This window comes from Sphingomonas changbaiensis NBRC 104936 (assembly GCF_000974765.1).
Classification (GTDB): domain Bacteria; phylum Pseudomonadota; class Alphaproteobacteria; order Sphingomonadales; family Sphingomonadaceae; genus Sphingomonas_B; species Sphingomonas_B changbaiensis.
Map to the genome: position 1 here is coordinate 18,343 of NZ_BBWU01000049.1, position 17,233 is coordinate 35,575.

At 60.3% G+C, this 17,233-nt stretch carries 16 protein-coding genes; 5 read left to right on the forward strand and 11 right to left on the reverse strand.

All coding sequences use genetic code 11. The features are described from left to right. The first annotated feature begins 16 nt into the window (after positions 1-16). Complete coding sequence (locus SCH01S_RS13725) at positions 17-922, forward strand: HEPN domain-containing protein (protein WP_046349398.1); 906 nt, start codon at positions 17-19, stop codon at positions 920-922. On the opposite strand, the gene SCH01S_RS13730 is transcribed toward SCH01S_RS13725, so the two are convergent. Next, on the reverse strand, positions 923-1,189 hold the full coding sequence (locus tag SCH01S_RS13730) for a hypothetical protein (protein WP_046349399.1): 267 nt from the start codon (positions 1,187-1,189) through the stop codon (positions 923-925). A gap of 282 nt (positions 1,190-1,471) precedes the next feature. Between SCH01S_RS13730 and SCH01S_RS13735 the strand changes: the two genes are divergently transcribed. Beyond that, a complete protein-coding gene (locus SCH01S_RS13735) occupies positions 1,472-1,792 on the forward strand; it encodes a DUF736 domain-containing protein (RefSeq protein WP_046349400.1) in 321 nt (106 codons plus the stop codon). 45 nt (positions 1,793-1,837) lie between these two features. Here the strand turns inward: SCH01S_RS13735 and SCH01S_RS13740 are convergent, their stop codons facing one another. From SCH01S_RS13740 to SCH01S_RS13750, 3 genes are read right to left on the reverse strand one after another with little or no spacing between them, the layout of a single operon-like run. After that, positions 1,838-2,113: a CsbD family protein gene (locus SCH01S_RS13740; RefSeq protein WP_046349401.1), complete on the reverse strand. Its 276-nt coding sequence runs from the start codon at positions 2,111-2,113 to the stop codon at positions 1,838-1,840. A 55-nt stretch (positions 2,114-2,168) separates the two neighbouring features. Further along, positions 2,169-2,438, reverse strand: coding sequence for a conjugal transfer protein TraD (locus SCH01S_RS16995; RefSeq protein WP_245612274.1), 270 nt, complete (start codon positions 2,436-2,438; stop codon positions 2,169-2,171). After that, positions 2,413-2,736 (reverse strand): conjugal transfer protein TraD, encoded by a 324-nt coding sequence (locus tag SCH01S_RS13750; protein WP_046349402.1) that lies wholly within the window; start codon positions 2,734-2,736, stop codon positions 2,413-2,415. Before SCH01S_RS13750 ends, SCH01S_RS16995 begins: the two co-directional genes overlap by 26 nt. A gap of 172 nt (positions 2,737-2,908) precedes the next feature. On the opposite strand from SCH01S_RS13750, the gene traA reads away from it, so the two are divergent. The 3 genes from traA to SCH01S_RS16225 all read left to right on the forward strand — a co-directional run bounded on the left by traA (position 2,909) and on the right by SCH01S_RS16225 (position 7,771). Then, positions 2,909-5,767 carry a Ti-type conjugative transfer relaxase TraA gene (gene traA, locus SCH01S_RS13755; protein ID WP_046349419.1) on the forward strand — a complete coding sequence of 953 codons (2,859 nt, stop codon included), beginning with the start codon at positions 2,909-2,911 and terminating at the stop codon, positions 5,765-5,767. Positions 5,768-5,775: 8 nt separating this feature from the next. Next, positions 5,776-6,219 (forward strand): hypothetical protein, encoded by a 444-nt coding sequence (locus SCH01S_RS13760; RefSeq protein WP_046349403.1) that lies wholly within the window; start codon positions 5,776-5,778, stop codon positions 6,217-6,219. Positions 6,220-7,606: 1,387 nt separating this feature from the next. Next, positions 7,607-7,771, forward strand: a complete 165-nt coding sequence (locus SCH01S_RS16225; RefSeq protein WP_169746399.1) for a sigma-70 region 4 domain-containing protein — start codon at positions 7,607-7,609, stop codon at positions 7,769-7,771. Between the two features lie 694 nt (positions 7,772-8,465). Here SCH01S_RS16225 and SCH01S_RS13770 read toward each other — a convergent pair. The 7 genes from SCH01S_RS13770 to SCH01S_RS13785 form a co-directional block, all read right to left on the reverse strand. After that, positions 8,466-8,714, reverse strand: coding sequence for a hypothetical protein (locus tag SCH01S_RS13770; RefSeq protein WP_052733947.1), 249 nt, complete (start codon positions 8,712-8,714; stop codon positions 8,466-8,468). Between the two features lie 508 nt (positions 8,715-9,222). Next, positions 9,223-9,720 carry a hypothetical protein gene (locus tag SCH01S_RS16600; protein ID WP_157032969.1) on the reverse strand — a complete coding sequence of 166 codons (498 nt, stop codon included), beginning with the start codon at positions 9,718-9,720 and terminating at the stop codon, positions 9,223-9,225. Between the two features lie 24 nt (positions 9,721-9,744). Continuing rightward, positions 9,745-13,488, reverse strand: coding sequence for an RHS repeat-associated core domain-containing protein (locus SCH01S_RS16230; protein ID WP_169746400.1), 3,744 nt, complete (start codon positions 13,486-13,488; stop codon positions 9,745-9,747). Positions 13,489-14,126: 638 nt separating this feature from the next. Continuing rightward, positions 14,127-14,411, reverse strand: a complete 285-nt coding sequence (locus tag SCH01S_RS13780; RefSeq protein WP_245612275.1) for a hypothetical protein — start codon at positions 14,409-14,411, stop codon at positions 14,127-14,129. 21 nt (positions 14,412-14,432) lie between these two features. Beyond that, a complete protein-coding gene (locus SCH01S_RS16605) occupies positions 14,433-14,789 on the reverse strand; it encodes a hypothetical protein (protein ID WP_157032971.1) in 357 nt (118 codons plus the stop codon). 459 nt (positions 14,790-15,248) lie between these two features. After that, the gene (locus tag SCH01S_RS16610) at positions 15,249-15,512 is read right to left on the reverse strand and encodes a hypothetical protein (protein WP_157032973.1); all 264 of its coding nucleotides are present in this window, start codon (positions 15,510-15,512) and stop codon (positions 15,249-15,251) included. 411 nt (positions 15,513-15,923) lie between these two features. Next, positions 15,924-17,174 (reverse strand): tyrosine-type recombinase/integrase, encoded by a 1,251-nt coding sequence (locus tag SCH01S_RS13785; RefSeq protein ID WP_245612276.1) that lies wholly within the window; start codon positions 17,172-17,174, stop codon positions 15,924-15,926. Positions 17,175-17,233 lie beyond the last annotated feature (59 nt).

A 17,233-nucleotide genomic window follows, 5' to 3' on the forward strand; every position in this document is an offset into this window, starting at 1 on the left:
TCTAGGATCAGTCCGGATGCGCACCGACCTTGATCATCTGCCCGAGCGCCAGCAGCACGAGCTGGACCGCGTGCGGGACATTCTGCTCGAGGAGTTCGAGAAGGCGATCGCGCGTGCGACCCAGCCGCATAAGCGGAACGGCAAGGTCTACAAGATCATCCTGTTCGGCTCCTACGCGCGGAGTGACTGGGTTGATGAGCCCGAGAATGGCTACCAGTCCGACTTCGATCTGCTGATCATCGTCAGCCATGAGGACCTGACCGACATTGCCGACTACTGGTATGTCGCAGAGGACCGGATCGCGCGCGATCCGGCGATCGGTCGTCCGGTTAACATCATCGTGCAGTCGCTCGACGACGTGAACCGAGCGCTCACGCGTGGCGAGTATTTCTGGGTCGATATCGCGCGTGACGGCATCGCGCTTTACGAGCTGCCGTGTCACACGCTCACTACGCCGAAGCCGCTGACGCCGACCGATGCCCACAGGATGGCGAGGGAATATTTCGAGCATTGGCTGCCCAGTGCCGAAACGTTCTTTCAGAACGCGACCGATAACATTCAGCGGGCGAGGCCCGTCGAGGCCGCGTTCTTGCTGCATCAGGCGACCGAGCGCCTTTACATCTGTTTCCTGCTGGTGCGTACGCTGTATTTTCCGCGCTCTCATAACATCAAATTTCTGCGCTCGCTCGCCGAGGACAAAGAGCCGCGACTGGTCGCGGGGTGGCCGCGCGCGACCCGACACGATCGCTCGCGCTTCGAGCGGCTGAAGCGCGCCTATGTCGAGGCGCGCTACTCGGCGAACTATCAGATCACCGCCGAAGACCTCGCCTGGATTGGCGAGCGTATCTGTGTGCTGCAGGAACTTGTCCGTGCAGCGTGCGAAGAGCGCCTCGCGGCACTTGAACGTAGCACTGCAGCCTGATCATATTTCTGGCCGTGGAGCAGCCGAATCGTCGGTTGCCCTGATGCGCTCAGCGATTCGCGTCAGCCATTCCGCGACCCGCTCCGAATCCCCGTCCTGACTTGCCGCCACTTCGACCGCCGCAAGCATCAACGCTTCCGGTACCAGGCCGCCGGCGATCGCGCCGTCCAACACCGCATCGGCCACGAACTCGATCACCCTTTCGGCGAAGGCTTCGATGTCCTTGGTCGTATCGACAAGCGGGCCTGGCCTGGACTCATTTGTCATTGCACGTCTCGTCTTCGGGCGGGCAGGGCAGTTCATCCTCCCCGGATCGGGACCGATCCCGTCTGTTCACGCTCGACCTATGGCCGGACGGAGCCGCCCGCAACCGTCGCTTGCCGCCATTCTTCCCCGCCGCTCAAGCGGCTCCTCGCGAACCAAGATTAGCGGCAGCTCAGGTCCTCCGCTCGCGCTTCGGCCGCAAACGGTGCAGGCGGCTCCTTCTGCCCGGCCAACTTCGGTCCGCGTCGACGGGAACGGTCCCGATCGCGAGAAGGAGTAAGATCAATGCCTGCCATCGGTTACGTCGCCAAGGACGAGAACGGCAGCTTCAAGGGCCAGCTCAGGACGCTCAGCATCCGCGCCGAAATCAGCATCGTCCCCAATGCCCGCAAGCGCAATGACGTGCAGCCCGACTACCGCGTCGTCTCCGGCGATGTCGAGATCGGCGCTGGCTGGTTGCGCCGCTCCGAAGCCAGCGGCCGCGACTATGTGTCGCTGAGCCTGGCGGCGCCGGAGTTCGGGCCGCGCCGGCTCTACGCGAACCTGGCGCAAGCCGCCGACGAACGCGACGATCGCTTCGTCATCCTCTGGAATCCCGCGGACTGATCGGCCCGCGTCCCGCAGCTCGTGAGAGCTGCGGGACATTCCGCTTCAGCGTCGGCCGCGGAGCGTGTTCAAAAGCGCGACGCCGAGCACGCCGACCAGCGCGGCGGTCGCCATCGGCTTCGCACGCGCGAAATCTTTCGCCTGGTTGATGATCGGCGCGACCGCGTCGCGCGCGGCGCCGACTGCCTTTTGCGCATTGCCGCCGACCTGGTCGGCAACGCCTTCACTGCGCAGCCGCTCGTCGCCGGTGAGGACGCCAGTAGTTTCCTTGACCCGGCCACCGATGTTGCGGGTGCCGCCTTCAAGTGTGTCGTTGTTCATCGTTGTTCCTTTGCTTGCGCGCCGGCGTGAACGCCAGCTCGGCTGCAACAACGGATCATTCTGGTTTCGGTGCCGGTTCGTCTGCAGCGTCAAATGCGCGCTTGCCGCGACGACGCCATAGCAGCAGGTGCTGCTCGCGATCGGGACCGCGCAGCTTCGCTGCCGCCTCCACCAGCAGTCCAAAGATCACCGCTCGATCATCGTCGGCGGCTTCGACGAGGCCGGCTTTCACGATCAGCCCGCCGAGCTCGATTAACTGGCGCGTGCGCTCGCGTCGCTTCACTTGCCACGCGCGCAGATCATGACGCGCGCGCGCCGCCAGCAAGCGGCAGCGTCGGGCTGCTGTCCGGCGAAACTGCACCGCGGTTTGGATCCGCGCGGTTCGGAGTGCGCCGCGCCTGTTGAAAGAACGCGGCGCCCGCCTTGCGCCAGCCCTCCTTTGTGGCAGCATCCTTCTCCTTGGCCGCCGCCACCAGCGCGCCGGCAAGCGTTTCGAGCGGCAGTGCGTCTGCACCGGCCGCGATCACCAGCTCGCTGAGCTGCTGCAGCCTACGGCTCTTGATCTGAGCTGCACGTTCGTTCAGCGCCTTCAGTTCGGCATCATAGTCGCGCGGTTTGCGCATGAGATCAGCCTCAGTTGCACGTTGAGGATGCACCAGTTATCGGGCCGCTCGATCAGTCGCAATGCGCTGGAACGACTTGGGATTTCGGCGTCCCGAGAAAGATGAAATCTTTTGAGGGCGCGCTTATACGTCGTGCCGACGTGCTCGTTGAGGTGTAGATGGTATGATCGCGATGGCGATCTACCATTTCTCCGCCAAGATCATCTCCCGCGCGAACGGCTCGGGCGCGCTGGCAGCCGCCGCCTATCGCTCCGCGTCGCGGCTGCACGACCAGCGGCTCGACCGCCACCATGACTTCTCGAACAAGGCCGGTGTCGTTCATTCCGAAGTGATGCTGCCCGACGGCGCACCCGAGCATCTTGGCGACCGCGAGCAGCTGTGGAACGCGGTCGAGGCGGCGGAGAAGCGGATCGATGCGCAACTCGCGCGCGAGATCGAGTTCGCGATCCCGCGCGAGCTGACGAAGGAGCAGGGCGTCACGCTCGCGCATGACTTCGTGCAACGCGAGTTCGTCGACCGCAGCATGATCGCCGACCTGAACGTGCATTGGGACATGGGCGCCGATGGGCTGACGAAGCCGCACGCGCACGTGATGCTGGCGACCCGCGAAGTGGGCGAAGAGGGCTTCGGCGCGAAGGTGCGCGATTGGAACCGTACCGACCTGCTCAACCACTGGCGCGAAGCCTGGGCCGATCACGTCAACGAGCGGCTGGCGGAGCTCGACATCGACGCGCATGTCGACCACCGGAGCCTCGAAGCCCAGGGCATCGGCCTTGAGCCCCAGAACAAGATCGGCCCGGCGGCATCGCGGATGGCGGAGCAGGGCCGCGCCTCCGAACGGCTGGTCGAGCACCAGGCGATCGCACGCGCCAATGGCGAACGGATTATCGCCCATCCGGAGATCGCGCTTGATGCAATCACGCACAGCCAGGCGACGTTTACGACGCGCGACCTTGCGATGTTCGTGCATCGGCACACCGACGGCAAGGAGCAGTTCGACCACGCGATGGCGGCGGTGCGAAGCGCGCCTGAGCTGATCAAGCTCGGTCGCGATGGGCGTGGCGAAGAGCGCTTCACGTCGCGCACCATGCTTGAGATCGAGCGCCGGCTGGACCAGGCGACGGCCAGCCTGATGGAATGCGGCGGGCATGGCATCCCGGCGGCGGCGCTTGAAAGCCCCCGCGCCACCGCCAGGATGCGCGGCCTTGTCCTTGGAGAGGAGCAGGAAGCCGCGCTTCGACATATCACCCGGCCGGGCGATCTTGCCAGCATTGTTGGTTATGCCGGCACCGGCAAATCGGCTCTGCTGGGCATTGCACGTGAGGGCTGGGAGCGAGGCGGATATCGTGTCCAGGGCCTCGCGCTGTCCGGCATTGCTGCTGAGAATCTAGAAGCCGGCTCCGGCATCGCATCGCGCACGATCGCCAGCCTCGAGCATCAGTGGGCGCAGGGCAGGGACCTGCTCACGAGCAAGGACATACTCGTCATCGACGAAGCCGGCATGATCGGCACGCGCCAAATGGAGCGGATCATCGCCGAGGCCGAAAAGCGCCGCGCCAAAGTCGTGCTCGTCGGCGATCCAGAGCAGCTCCAGGCGATCGAAGCCGGTGCGGCGTTCCGCTCGATCGCGGAGCGCCACGGCGCGGTCGAGATCACCGAAGTGCGTCGCCAGCGCGAGGGCTGGCAGCGCGAGGCCACGCGGCAGCTTGCGACCGGCCGGACCGGCGCCGCCATCGAGGCGTATGCCGAGCGCGGCATGGTTCATGCGGCGCCGGATCGCGCGGCGGCACGCGAATCCTTGATCGAGCGCTGGAATCGGGAACGGTCGGCCGAGCCGGGCGCCTCACGCCTGATTCTCACCCACACCCGCGACGAAGTGCGGCTGATGAATGAGCGCGCGCGCGATCGGCTGCGGGCGACCGGCGAGCTTGGCGAGGATGTCGTGATCGCCACCGAGCGCGGCGAGCGCAGGTTCGCGGCCGGCGACCGGGCCATGTTTCTGAAGAACGAGCGCGGTCTCGGCGTCAAAAATGGTACGCTCGGCACGGTTCGGAGCATCACGTCCGTGCGTATGGCCGTGATGCTGGACGATGGCCGCGCAGTTGCTTTCGACTTCAAGGATTATGCGCATCTCGATCACGGCTATGCCGCGACCATCCACAAGGCGCAGGGCATCACCGTCGATCGCGCCCATGTGCTGGCAACCCCGGGGCTGGACCGCCACGCCGCTTATGTCGCACTGTCTCGGCATCGGGACGCGGTCCAATTGCATTACGGCGAGGACGACTTTGCCGATGCCGGCCAATTGGCGCGCACGCTCTCGCGCGACCGGTCGAAGGACATGGTTGCGGATTATGCGCGCCATTTCGCTGACCGTCGCGAGATCCGAATGTCGCAGGAGGGGATCGGCAAGGAAAAGGCGCGGCCGCTGGCACGCGATCCCTTTGCTGGGCTAAACCTGAGGACGACGCCCATTCCGGTTGCGCCACTGCGGACACCACTCGATCGGGCGGTCGAGCATTACGCTCGCGCTCAGGCCGACATCCTTCGGGTGCGGCAACTTGGGATGGATACGCTCCCTCACCAGCAGGTCGCACTGAACAAAGCTGCCGAGGCGCTGAACGCGCTCCGACCCGAAGCAGCACGCGATTTGCGCAATGCTTTCGTCGCGAACCGCCCCTTGATCGATGACGCCGCCAAGGGGCGAACGGCGGCAGCGATCCGCGCGATGCAGCTCGAAGCCGAGCTCCGCACCAATCCCGAATGCCGCGCCGATCGCTTCGTGCAACAATGGCAGGAGCTTCATCGCCAGCACGCCCAGTGCAATCACAGCTTTGACGAGGCCGGCGCCAGGCGCGCGTCCGATGCGCTCACCAGTGTGGCGAAGGCGCTGCACCGCGATCCCCAGCTCGAATCGTTGCTCCGCAAGCGCGTGCACGAGCTCGGAATTCCTGCCCCGGGCGGAGCAAGTTTGTCCCAAAGCCTCCAGGACTGGATCGGCCGCTCGCGTTCACGCGGGATTGGGATCTAGCTGAGCCAATGAGCGACACCGAATCCGATTCAGCCACACAGGCCTTTCACGCGATGGAAGGGCGGCTCGCGCTTCTCCAGCGCGCGATTGAGGGCCTTGCCGCCGAACGCAATGCCTTGCCGGACTATCGGCCATCGATTGAAGCCTTGGCCGAGCAGCAGGCCGGGCTGGCGCAGGCGCTGAAAGCGATCCAGTCCTGCCCGGCCGTTCAGGTCACGCATGAGACATTTGCAGAAACGGTTCAGCGCACAACGCAGCGATCGCGGGAGAACAGTCGTGCCACGATCGATAGCGCTGCGCAGAAGCTGATACACATGACCCGGCAGCTCGAGCAGTCGCTCGCAACCGCGCGAACGTCTGCCGAGCAGTGCGAGGCATTGATCTGGACGTGCGTGTTGGCGATGGGCGGCACTGGCGCGCTCATCGCATTGGCGCAGTTCTTGAGCAGATAGACAGACAAGACGCGAGGCATCTTCCGATGACCGCCGCGTTGAATTATGCCGAACTTGCACGCGCAAATGGCAATTTGGTTCGCCTAGGAAGCCACTCGAAATATACGTAGCGGCGGCGTTGGCGCGGGTTTCTTCCGCTGCCGACGCTTTCCGGTTGGCTCTCCCTGTTCGGGTGAAGCAATCGACCAGCCCCAAGAGCCGACAACGCACCTAAACCAGCGGACAATCCGCCGAATGTCAGTCCGCCCACAATGGTCTCAGAGGTGACCGCTGCGAGCGCGAGAGAACCGAGGGAAAACGCAGCGGTTGCGTCCGAGAAGTCGCCAGCGATGGCCGCAACTTCGCTTAAGATCGTTTCCGTTGGCGGTCGACAAACCGGGGGGCGCTGAATTGTTTGCAGCAAGGTTTCACCCTACAACGAGCCCCGAAGGCATGCTGCCCTACATGAGCCGAACAGATACCGTCCGCCGGCTATTGGAGCTGAACCGTTGTAGCTTTCTGCATATCCCGCGAAAGAAGATAGGTCCTTGTATCAAGTGGCAAAGTCGGCGATGCTTGGCCTCCAGGCCTGCACCGACGCCTACGCTTACGAACCAGGAACTCGCTCCCGAGCCGTTGACGGTGACCTTACCAACCGAGATCGTTACGCCGAGACCCAAAATGCCGGTGAGATTGACGCCCTCAGCCCTAACTGAACCCGCGCAAGGGTCCGGCTTCTTATCTTGCGGCACGTAATCAGCCCACCCAAGGCAAGCCCACATCGATCTATGCGGATCACCCATCCTCCCCGAAACGCCTGCCTATCGCGTCCCTGATCGAGCGCATCACCAGATAAAGTATGAAGCTAAAGAGGGCCAACCCTACCACGATCGCAGCGATTACGGAGTAGCTCGGCCCTGCATCGCCTCGAAGCCGCTGGACCACAAAGCTGATCAATATGGCCAGGGCGACAACGCCAACCAGTACGGGGTTGATGACCGTTCTCGTCCAAATCCTTCGTATGCGGGTCTGCTTGATCATAGCTGTTTGCACCCGATCGGATTGGTAGCGATCGTTCCGGAGAAACGAGCGCCAGCGGCACCGTAAGCTCCCCCAGCAATTCGGCCCATTGCTCCGCTTACACTCGGCGGGCTGCTGAAATCACTTCCCACCTCAACACCACCGCCGTCGCCTGCTCCCGCTTGCATCGTAGACGTAATCGAGCCGCTCACGTTGCCCGACGGACCGCTAGCGCCTCCCACGCCGTAGCTCGGGCCGGCGCCCAGAAATACGCCTACGCCCGCAAGGGGCGTAATTGAGGCGGAAACCGAAATCTGAATGCCGCGAAGGCTAAAATTGCTCAGCGACGCGGTGGGAACGGAGATGCTGCCGCTGATGCCACCTGACTGTGTTCCTGCTGCACCGCGTCGAAGACCTCCGCTATACCGAGATCGCCGACCTGACCGGAGTCAGCGAGCGCCGCGTCAAGCGCGAGATGGTGCGCGCCCTGTTGGGCATCTCGTGCGCGGTCGAAGGCAAGCGGCTCCCGTGGTGGCAGCGATGGTCCTGGTAACCCGCCAGCGCTGCCCGCATCGCATGGCGCAGGTCGAAGCGCGGCGGCGAGACTCTTGGCACCGTAAGTTCGCAGGCAAGTTCAGATGCTTAATGCGGTAGCGGCACCGGGTGTCTCTCCCCCGGTGCCGCTTGTCTCCTTAACGATGTGCAGACAACAGCTTACCCCGCAGGGGGAGTCATCCCTTTATCTTGCCCTACGCTCTCTCCGGCCTTCATACGGCCAGCTTGCCTCGATCGCGCTCCCGGACCGGCTGGTGGTCCGCCCGCTCAGGCCAGCGCTGGCAGCCCCGATCGGCAACGCGCCGGCCTCGATCCCGCGCCATATTGCCCGCTTTTCCAGGGAGGTGCGCGCCTGACCACCATTGATGGTCGGTGATGGGCCATGACCATAACAGCGGCATCTGGTGGTCAGGCGGAAGAACGGCGGAATTCGGCCAAAAACACCGCGGTTCACCGCGTAAGGTGTGCATTGTCAATGGTCCAGAACGAGACGCAGCGACCAATGCGTGCAAAGCTCTGTATTTGGGAGAAAAGTCGGGCTTCCGGTCGGATCGGGCGTGTCCCGAATGGGCTTGAGTGATCCTCATCTGTTCTCAATTTGATACCAAATAGCATTCATTGCCGGCGAATTGCCGAGAGGGGGCCATGCCCTTGCGAGCGCGAAAAAGGCGGGCACGAAGCCCCTCCCGTGTTCAGAACTCGTCGCTTATCCCGCCCAGGATGGTGCAGACGATGCGTTCGTCCTCCCAGTCGATCATTGGTTCGTAACTGCCCTCGTCGATAACGATGTAGCTGCCATCGTCCTCCCGAAGGACGTGCTGATGGAAGTAGCTGTGGGCGGCGCGAACCTGTGCCTGCGTGACCGCTGCGATGTACGCCTCGTGGTCCTCGATTGTGTAAGCCGGCGACTCGAAATCCCAGGCTTGGAAGTGGTAGGCCATGGTCCGTCTCCTTGAAGAAGTGAAAGACGGGAGGCGGGCGACGGCGGCTGTCGCGGGGGTCAAGGATCGCGCGGTTTGCGCGACCGCGCGAGCGGCGATGGGGGAAACGATTTTGTCGGCCCGCTCGGTTTTGCCGAATGCGCGCGGGAGCCTGCCGGCCGGCAAAATGGTGGTGCCCTGTCGTCCTTGAGGCTCAGGTTCGGCCGCCGTCATTCTGGGCAGAAATGATCGAGCAAGAACTCGCCCGGCGCGGGCTCGATGCCCGCGTCGGGCGACATCTTTGGGCTCAGGGAAACTGCGTTGACGGCAGCAGATTTCGGGGCCAGCTTGACCGCGGGAGAGGGGACAAACCATGCCAACTGAACTGTTGATCGTGGCGCTGGGAGCGCTGCTGTTGCTGGTGCACATCTTCGCAGCGAAGATCCGCTTTTCAACCAAGCGGCCAAGAGAAACGGATTGGGGAGATACGGGAGCGGGTCGCGACACAAAAATCCAGGACGCGCGAATGTCAGGGGTCTTGTTTGAGCCGAATCCCGTCGCACGCTTTCATCGGAGACGCACCTCTTCCCTTCGGAACGATTTCAACGTTCCAGTATTGAGACAGGGCAGCAACCAAATGGCTAGATAAACGGTGGGCTTTGGCGGCGTCAGATCCTTCCGTGAATCCCAGTGCAACTTGATATGGAGGAAGGCCAAGATTTCCTGCGGTAACACCCATTCCTCTGTCCCCTACGATGCCGACATTGATAGAACGAGCGGGGTCGCTCTTTAGATATTTGTCAGCTCCCATAACCTTCAGTGCGTCAGCAGTTTTAGCACTTCCATCGATGAATCTGAGATTTTCCGACTGGGCTATTTGACGCATTATTTCGAAAAACTGGAAAATTCCCCTCTGGTCCTTCAAGCAAACTTGAATGGTCAGATATGAGTGCTCCGGGCGGGAGCAGCTTGGCAAAAATACCGATAAGGCGGCAGAAAACAAGCATATCCGGACGGATTTAAACATGTTCTGCTTTCCTCAACCAGTTAACTAAAACAGGCGATGGCAAACGAACGCAGCTTGATTGGCGTCCGTTCCAAATAAAAGCCGACCTATTACGTCGTTAAATGTAGCAAACTTGCCGGTGCCAGTTCCCGTAATGGTAATTTGAGACCTGCTCCCGCTCAAAGGGTCAACATGGATCGTGACATCGCCCGGATAGAAAATGTGACCTTCTAGCGTGGTATTGATGATTGTCCTACTGTTCGAGTTTACGAATTGGGAAATCGGATTGTTCCCTGCCAAGTCTATCCTTGGAGTAAAGTTCTCTCGTGCGGCATGCGCACCTGGAGCGCTTTGACCCGCTCGTTTAAAGTCATTGAATACCTCATCCGCCGAACAATCCGATGTACGGTTGATTACATATCTGTGAGGAGTTCCTTGCTGTACGGTCGACGCGGTCGCAACTGGTTTTGGGCGCGGGTTATGGTGGCCGCAACCAAAGATACTGCAGAACACTCCTTTTACCAGACCGACAAAGCTGACATTCGTTCCACCGTCCCGAGACGGTTGGGATTTAGAGGCGGTTACTATAATGGGCGGAAGGTCGTCCGCATTCGTTTGCAAACCGCTCGGATCAGTTGCGTTTACAGGATCGCTTTGCGCATATTCATAAAGATTGATGCCACCCTCATAGCCAATCGGGTCTGTCTGCATGAAGCGCCCGAGTCGTGGCGAGTAAGCTCGTGCCTTGAAGTAATACAGCCCGTTCGGAGGTGAGCCGGTTTCGCCCAGCCATATCTGTCCGGTGTAACCGAACCGCCCGATATTGGTGGTCGCGGGCACGCCGTAATCATCATAGCTGTTGATCGCGATCGGATTGCCGGACCCATCCGAGATGGCGGTGATGCTGCCGCGCTCATCCGCGTGGAGCCAGCGCCGGTCCGTTGTGCCCGATCCTTCGTACCAGACGAGCGGCTCGTCAGTCTCCGGCCCAAACACGTAGCGGCGTTGAAGGGCGTTCGACGTGTTGTACTCACCGATCATGTCCGTCCCGTCATAGCCGAACCGGACAGTCGTCGCGCCGTTGACCTGATACAGCCTCAGCCCCGGATCGTAGCTGAGGCCGCTCGTTCCTGTCGCGGAGGTTAGCAGGTTCTCGCTCGAATAGCCGTAGGTCTGACCCCAAAAGCTGGTCAGGTTGCCTTTGGCATCATAGCCCGGCACGGTGTTCCCGGCGGCGGAGTATTGGTTGAGGCCGTTGGCGGTGTAGCTTCGGTTCGTGTTGTATATTTGCCGGAACGAATAGGCGTCGTTCGATCGGGTTTGACTGTATTGCTGCCCGGCCGGGTTGATCGCGAACGTCAGATTCTGGTCCGATGCCGTGCTCGTCAGGTTTTGGGCCAAACCTGTAAAATAGAAGCCGTTCCCGGGGCTAGTGCAACCCGGCTGCGTGGCGACACCGCCATAGCAGTAGCTCGTCGTGGTTCCATTGCCGCGTGTCAGCATCGTCCGCCGACCGGCATCGTCATAGCTGAACGTCGCCAGCACGCCCGCACCCGAAGTTGCGCCATTCTCGCGGATCGCGGTCATATCGTTGGTCAGCAGATAGTCATAGGTGACATAGAAGCTGTCGGGCCAGGTGAGCCGCGTGCGACGGTTCGCAAGGTCATATTGATAGTCGGTGTTGCCTTGCGGCGAGGTCTGCCGCGTCATCCGATTGAGCTGGTCGAAAGTGAAGCTCAACGAGGCGACGCTTGATGAGATAGAGGTAGTGCGGCCGAGATTGTCGTAGCCGTAGGAAACATCCGGTTCGCTGCCCGGCAGGTTCTTCGCCGTGACGCGGTTGAGCGCATCATAGCTGAACCCGATCAATGAGCTGCTGTTCGACGAATAGTCGCGCAAGCGCCGCTCGGTCAGGTTCGAGGCAGCATCGTACAGGTACTGCTCATAGTCGGTTGTCGAGCTGCTGTTCGGCGTCGAGGGTGCGGGATAGCGGAGCTTGGCTTGCCGGTCGAAGCCGTCATACTCGTAGGTGGTCAGGTTGTCCTTCGCGTCTTTAAGCGTCTGGACCTGCCCATTGCCGGTATAGGTCAGCGTCTGGTCGGTGCGCTGGACAGACGTTCCATAGGCGGTGATGACGCTGGTCAATTGATTTGCCGCGTCATAGCCGTTTTGCGTGATGCGATCCGGGCCGTAGGCCCCCGTCGTCGTTGCCGTGCACGCATCGGACGGGAGCGAGCCGTAATCGTTACGGTTCATGCGGACCGCAGTGCAGGTCAGCCGGTTGGCATTGTCATAGCTATATTGAGTGAGCGCCAGATAGGACGAACCGTCGCCTTCCGCTTCGGAGACTTTGCGACCGAGAGTGTCGTAAGAGATCAGTGAGCGCTGAAGCAGGGCGAAGTTTGCCCAATCCGGATCGGACTGACTGTCGACGGTGCCTTGTTCTGTGTACGTCGGCTGCCCGTCCAAATTGTAGGTGTAACGCTGGGCGCGGTTCTTGAGCGCGCCGCCGCTGCCATCGGGATCGGGGCCGACCACACCTGTAAGCTGACGAACCGAGTCATAGTGATAGCGGATTGTGTCACTCGTTCCGGGAAGCGGTCCATCGACTGTGTAAAGGTTGCCAACCATGTCATAAACGCTGGCGGTCGTCGCTGTGAGCGATCCGTCCCCAGCGCCCGACGCAACCGATACCGGCTGTAGATTGTTGGCCGTGCCGCTGCTCTGCGGACCGTAACCGACCGTCGTCCTGAGCTCGTCGCTGCCCCCTGAGCATGACGCAGTGGTCGCACAGGCGGACACAGCAATCAGTTTGTGAATCTCGGTCGAGGCCTGGGCAGGCGAGCCCCCGCTCGTCAGTTTGTAAAAGGCATAGAGGCTCGGATTGCCGGCTGTGCCGGAATAGCTAAACCGCGTTTCCGGTCGCACTCCGCCGACGGCCGGGGACTTGATTGAAGTCACGAAGCCGGTGGTCGAGTCATAGGTGTAGTCGGTCTGAAAAGTTGTGTCCGTCGCAGACGTGGATCGAGGTCCCCGCACCCAATCAGGCTTGTTGCAGGTAAGCTGGTTCGTGCACGACGAAGGGTAGCTGGCCGTCGTAACAATCTTATCTGACGTACTCGGTAAGGCGCAGGTCTGCGTGCCCGATGCTGTCTTGGAAACCTTCATCGAGCATGTCACATTGCCGCGCGTGTCGTATTCAAACTTCGTGTAGCCAGCCGTCGGAGTGCCGCTAGGACCCCCGACAATCGTGCCCTCAGGCGGCACGATGTAAGTCAGTCGTCCATTGCTGTCATATTGATAGGTGGTCGTTCGGCTGAGGGCATCTGTATCGGTCAGCAAGACCACTTTTGCTGTATCGGCAGTGGTGACGCGCTGATGCGAAAGCGGGTCGTTCGTTGTGCCGGTTAAAACCCCGCTTGAAAGCGACCATGAATAGGTCCACGTGGCTAAGGTGTTGGCAACGCTGTTAACGCGCCCGTTCGTATCATAACCGATCGTGACGTTATCGGTGCTGCTCGACGGCCGTTTGATACCGACAAGGCGGCTTGACGAGTCGGTCGTGTAGCGAGTGACGTGGTTGAGCGCGTCGGTTACGCTTTCCTGCTTGTTGGAACCTACCGTGGCTGTCGAGTAGGTGACGGTCGGCCAGCTCTGGGTCAGCCCATTGCAACTGTTGGCGACCGGATCGCAGTAATCGATGCCATTATTAATTCCAGTCACCGTCGAAATCGTATAGCCGTCAGCCGCATAGCTATATTTTAATTGGTAACCGCTGCTGCTGTTCACCGACTGGAGACGCAATATGTCGGTATGACCAGGGTCGGGTATAGCCTTATAGACGAGGTTAACTATCTCTCCAGATGGCTTAGTCACCTTAGTGCCAATGCCGCTCCAAAAACCATAGTAATTTCGATTAACGTCAGAACCATCAAAAATAATGACCGTTCCATCTGCGGCGGTGTATGTATAAACGGTGGACGCAGACGTCAGAGTAGACCCATTACCCTCGGCAGAAGTCCATCCACCAATGCCATTGGGTACGAAGCGAGTGCTGCTTCCACCGATTATTACGCGTTTTGAGCCATCGCTTGATCCCTCCAAGACTATAAAGTGTCCGTGCGTCCAACCGTTGCCAACCCAGGTTCGCACGTGCGAAAGGCCACCTGAGCCTTCTTCGCCTATCGACAGGTCTGACGAGCTAACTTGCAAACCGCCTGTGGCCAAGTTCACACCATTCTGATCAACGGGCGAGCGGATTGGCGGCGCATTGATCGTCGGCGGCGTGGACTGCGCGAGAGCAATGCTCGCACATGAAGTCGAAGCCGCGAGAAACAAGCCGTAAGCTGTGATCCGACCGTGCCGCATTTGATCCCCCGTTTGAATGCCGATGCCTTGACGCGCCCCGCTTTCGACAGCGCAGCAGATCAGGGGTCAGGGATCGGAATGACCGTCAGGCCATTCAACGGCACGACCACAACCCGGCTGAAGGCATTTGTGATCGTCAGATTGGTACGATTGTCGGCAGCGTCGAAGCTGTATGTCGCTTGGACATTGTTATTGACGGTGCCGGAATGGACTGCTGTGACGAGTCGACCTTGAGCGTCATAGGAATATGTGACCGTCTCGGCCCCCGCCGCTGCGCTTGCCCAGGCAATGGCGCTTGGTCCTGCAAGCATCGCGAATCGACGTGAAAAATTCCTATTCATCATTTGCTCCTCCGACTTTCAATTTCAGTGGGAGGGCTCAATTTCAAGTTCATTAATAAAATAGGAATCAGACATAATACTACATCCTCCCGGCGCGCTTGTAACAATCCTGATTGTTTGGCCTGTAGCCTTTGCAGTAATAACCATAGCCGATATTTGCTGATATGCCCGATCAGAGAGGGTCGTGTTCAGATACGTATAAAATGAGCCACTCGTTGCGGTCGGCGTCTCTGCAAATACGATCCCCTGACTTGCGGATGATGAGGAAACGTCAATTCGTATCACGTAGAGATTCTGACAGTTTGTGAGAGTGGCTTCGGCAGGAGCGCCGACGGCGGATAATGACAGCCACAGCGCCGGTAAAACAAACATTCGGATCATAATTTGGCCTCCCCCCTGAAACGCAATGCGCTAAGCTGTTCCAGTCGTAATATAGGCGACTGCGCAATTTCCTGAACTGTCGGAAAATACCCTGACATCCACCGTTGACGAATTATAGTACATGGTAAGAATGGCAGAAAATAACCACTGGGACGTGCTGGCGGTATTGTCGAGTCTGAGAAGGATACCGCCAATCGGAGTGCAGCTCTGACCGGTCTCTGTTCCTGAGGTCGATATATAGTTGCTACCGCCTTGGTCGACGTAGAGGTAGGATATCTGCACACCTGTGCACACGAGCCCGCTGCATGCAGCGAGAGCGGGCGAGCCGAAGAGAAAGCACGACGCAATGGCCGAAAATGGGCGTATAGTTTTTCGGCTTAGTTTCCGGTACATTCCCGTCTCCTCTGGGCGAAGCCGTATTCGGATGGAATTATCGAGCCGACGCTGGCGTAGGACAGGTCACCAATTGCCCAGCTGGTTGATGGCTGAAGCTGTTCCCTTGGCGGGCACCGTCAGCAATATCGCCGATCCATTTGTTCGAGCCGTCAGGAAAGCAGCGAACATCGCCCGACCACCGTCCGTAGTTAGGTCGAGCCAGTAGTTGTAGCAGCAACCCAACCAAGAAGAGTCGAAGTCATTGAGATTTCGAAAGAAGACATTCGAGCCGAACACAGCCCACTGAATCTGTGCGGCATTGGGGACAGCCAGCGTGTCGGTTGCCATCGCCGGCGAAGCAAACGCCAAGAGTGCGCTGGCGACGCACGAAGCAAGCCTTATGGCCATTTATTCCCCCCCGTTTTGCGACCGCGCGTGCGTCCGATTATCTGCGTTAATCCAGCGGCGAAACTGACCCATGTCAATTCGAAATAGTACCAAATCGGATGTTAATGATCCGCCGCCACGATTGGTAAGGGTAGTGATGTCGGAGCGAAGCAGGTGGAGGGCAGAATTGCCCAGCCAGATTTCGCCCGTTCGACACTTAAAGCGCATCCTATTTTCGCACGTTGTCGGCCACGCGCACGAACTGCCGAAAGTGATATTTTCCAGCGCTATCACTATACCCACCGGTCCCCGTCCCGGTGAAGAATGCAGATGCCGTTCTGTTGTTTCGACGACGGCTGCTAGTGAACGCAGTCACTGTCGCCGCTCCAGCGACTTACCCACGAACTCCGCCCAATCGAGCATCAGCTGGCGCCGCCGTTCCAGGAAGTCCGTCCGGCGATAAGCCGCTTCGACCCGGTCCGCGAGCTGGTGCGCCAGTGCCTTGTCGACGACTTCCTTCGGGTGATCGGTGGTCTCAGCCGCCCAGTCCGTGAATGTGCTGCGAAACCCATGCGTAGTGAACTTCTGGCCGCTGTGCGTGCGCACCAGCTTGAGCAAAGTCATGTCAGCCAGCGGTCTCTTGCCATGAGATGAGAAAGCATAGCCCGTGTCGCTATGCCGGAGCGGCCAGCGACGTTTCAGGATTTCCATAGAAGCCGGGGCCAGCGGGACGACATGTGCCTTGCGCATTTTCATGCGCGCTGCCGGGATTGTCCAAAGCGCCTTCTCCAGATCGAATTCGGGCCAAGTCGCATGTCGCACTTCGCCACAGCGGCTGGCATTCAGAATGACGAAAAGGAGCGCATCGCGACCGGCAGAGTGGGGTGGCTTCGCCAGCTTGGCCGCGAATGCCGGCAGCTGCTCATATGGCATGGCGGCAAAGTGATTGTCGTCTGGCGGCTGGCGCGGCAGGCCCTTCCTTACCGAGCGTAGCGCCGCCTCATGCTCGCACCAGCCCTGGATATGCGCAAAATCGAGCACAGTGCCAATTCGCTGGAGGATGCGTCGTGCGGTCTCCGGAATCTTCAGCCAAATCGGGTGCAGCGCGTCGCGCACCATCAGACTGGTCACCTGGTCGACCGGCGATTCGCCGAAATGCGGGAACACATGGATCTCGAGCGAGGTCAGCCATGTCTCCCTATGCTGCTTGTTGCGCCAGCCGCTCTTGATTGCGGTGTGGCAGGCCCGTGTCGCTTCGGCAAAGCTGGGGATCGTAGCGACCGCGTTCGGCGTAGGCGGTTTGGGTCTGACCTCCTCGCCCGCCTCTAGGCGCGTGCGCATTTCCCAGGCCTTGGCGCGGGCGGTGGCCAGCGATACGCTCTTCGCCGAGCCGATTCCGAAGTCCTGACGCTTGCCGTTGGCCTGAACCCTGAGCACCCATGAGCGCGATCCGCCTTCGCGAACCACCAGATACAAGCCATGCCCGTCGGAATGCCGACCGGGCTTTGCGTTCTTTACCTGCAGTGCCGACAACCCAACCATCGTCTGGTTCCTCAATCCCACATTTCGTCCCACACAAGGCTTGCGCTTGGGCCGGACGGGCATGGACAGATTGGGAATCACTTTGAACGAAAGCGCTCATAAACAAAGGCTTGGAGACATCCCGATCCGTCTTGGAATTC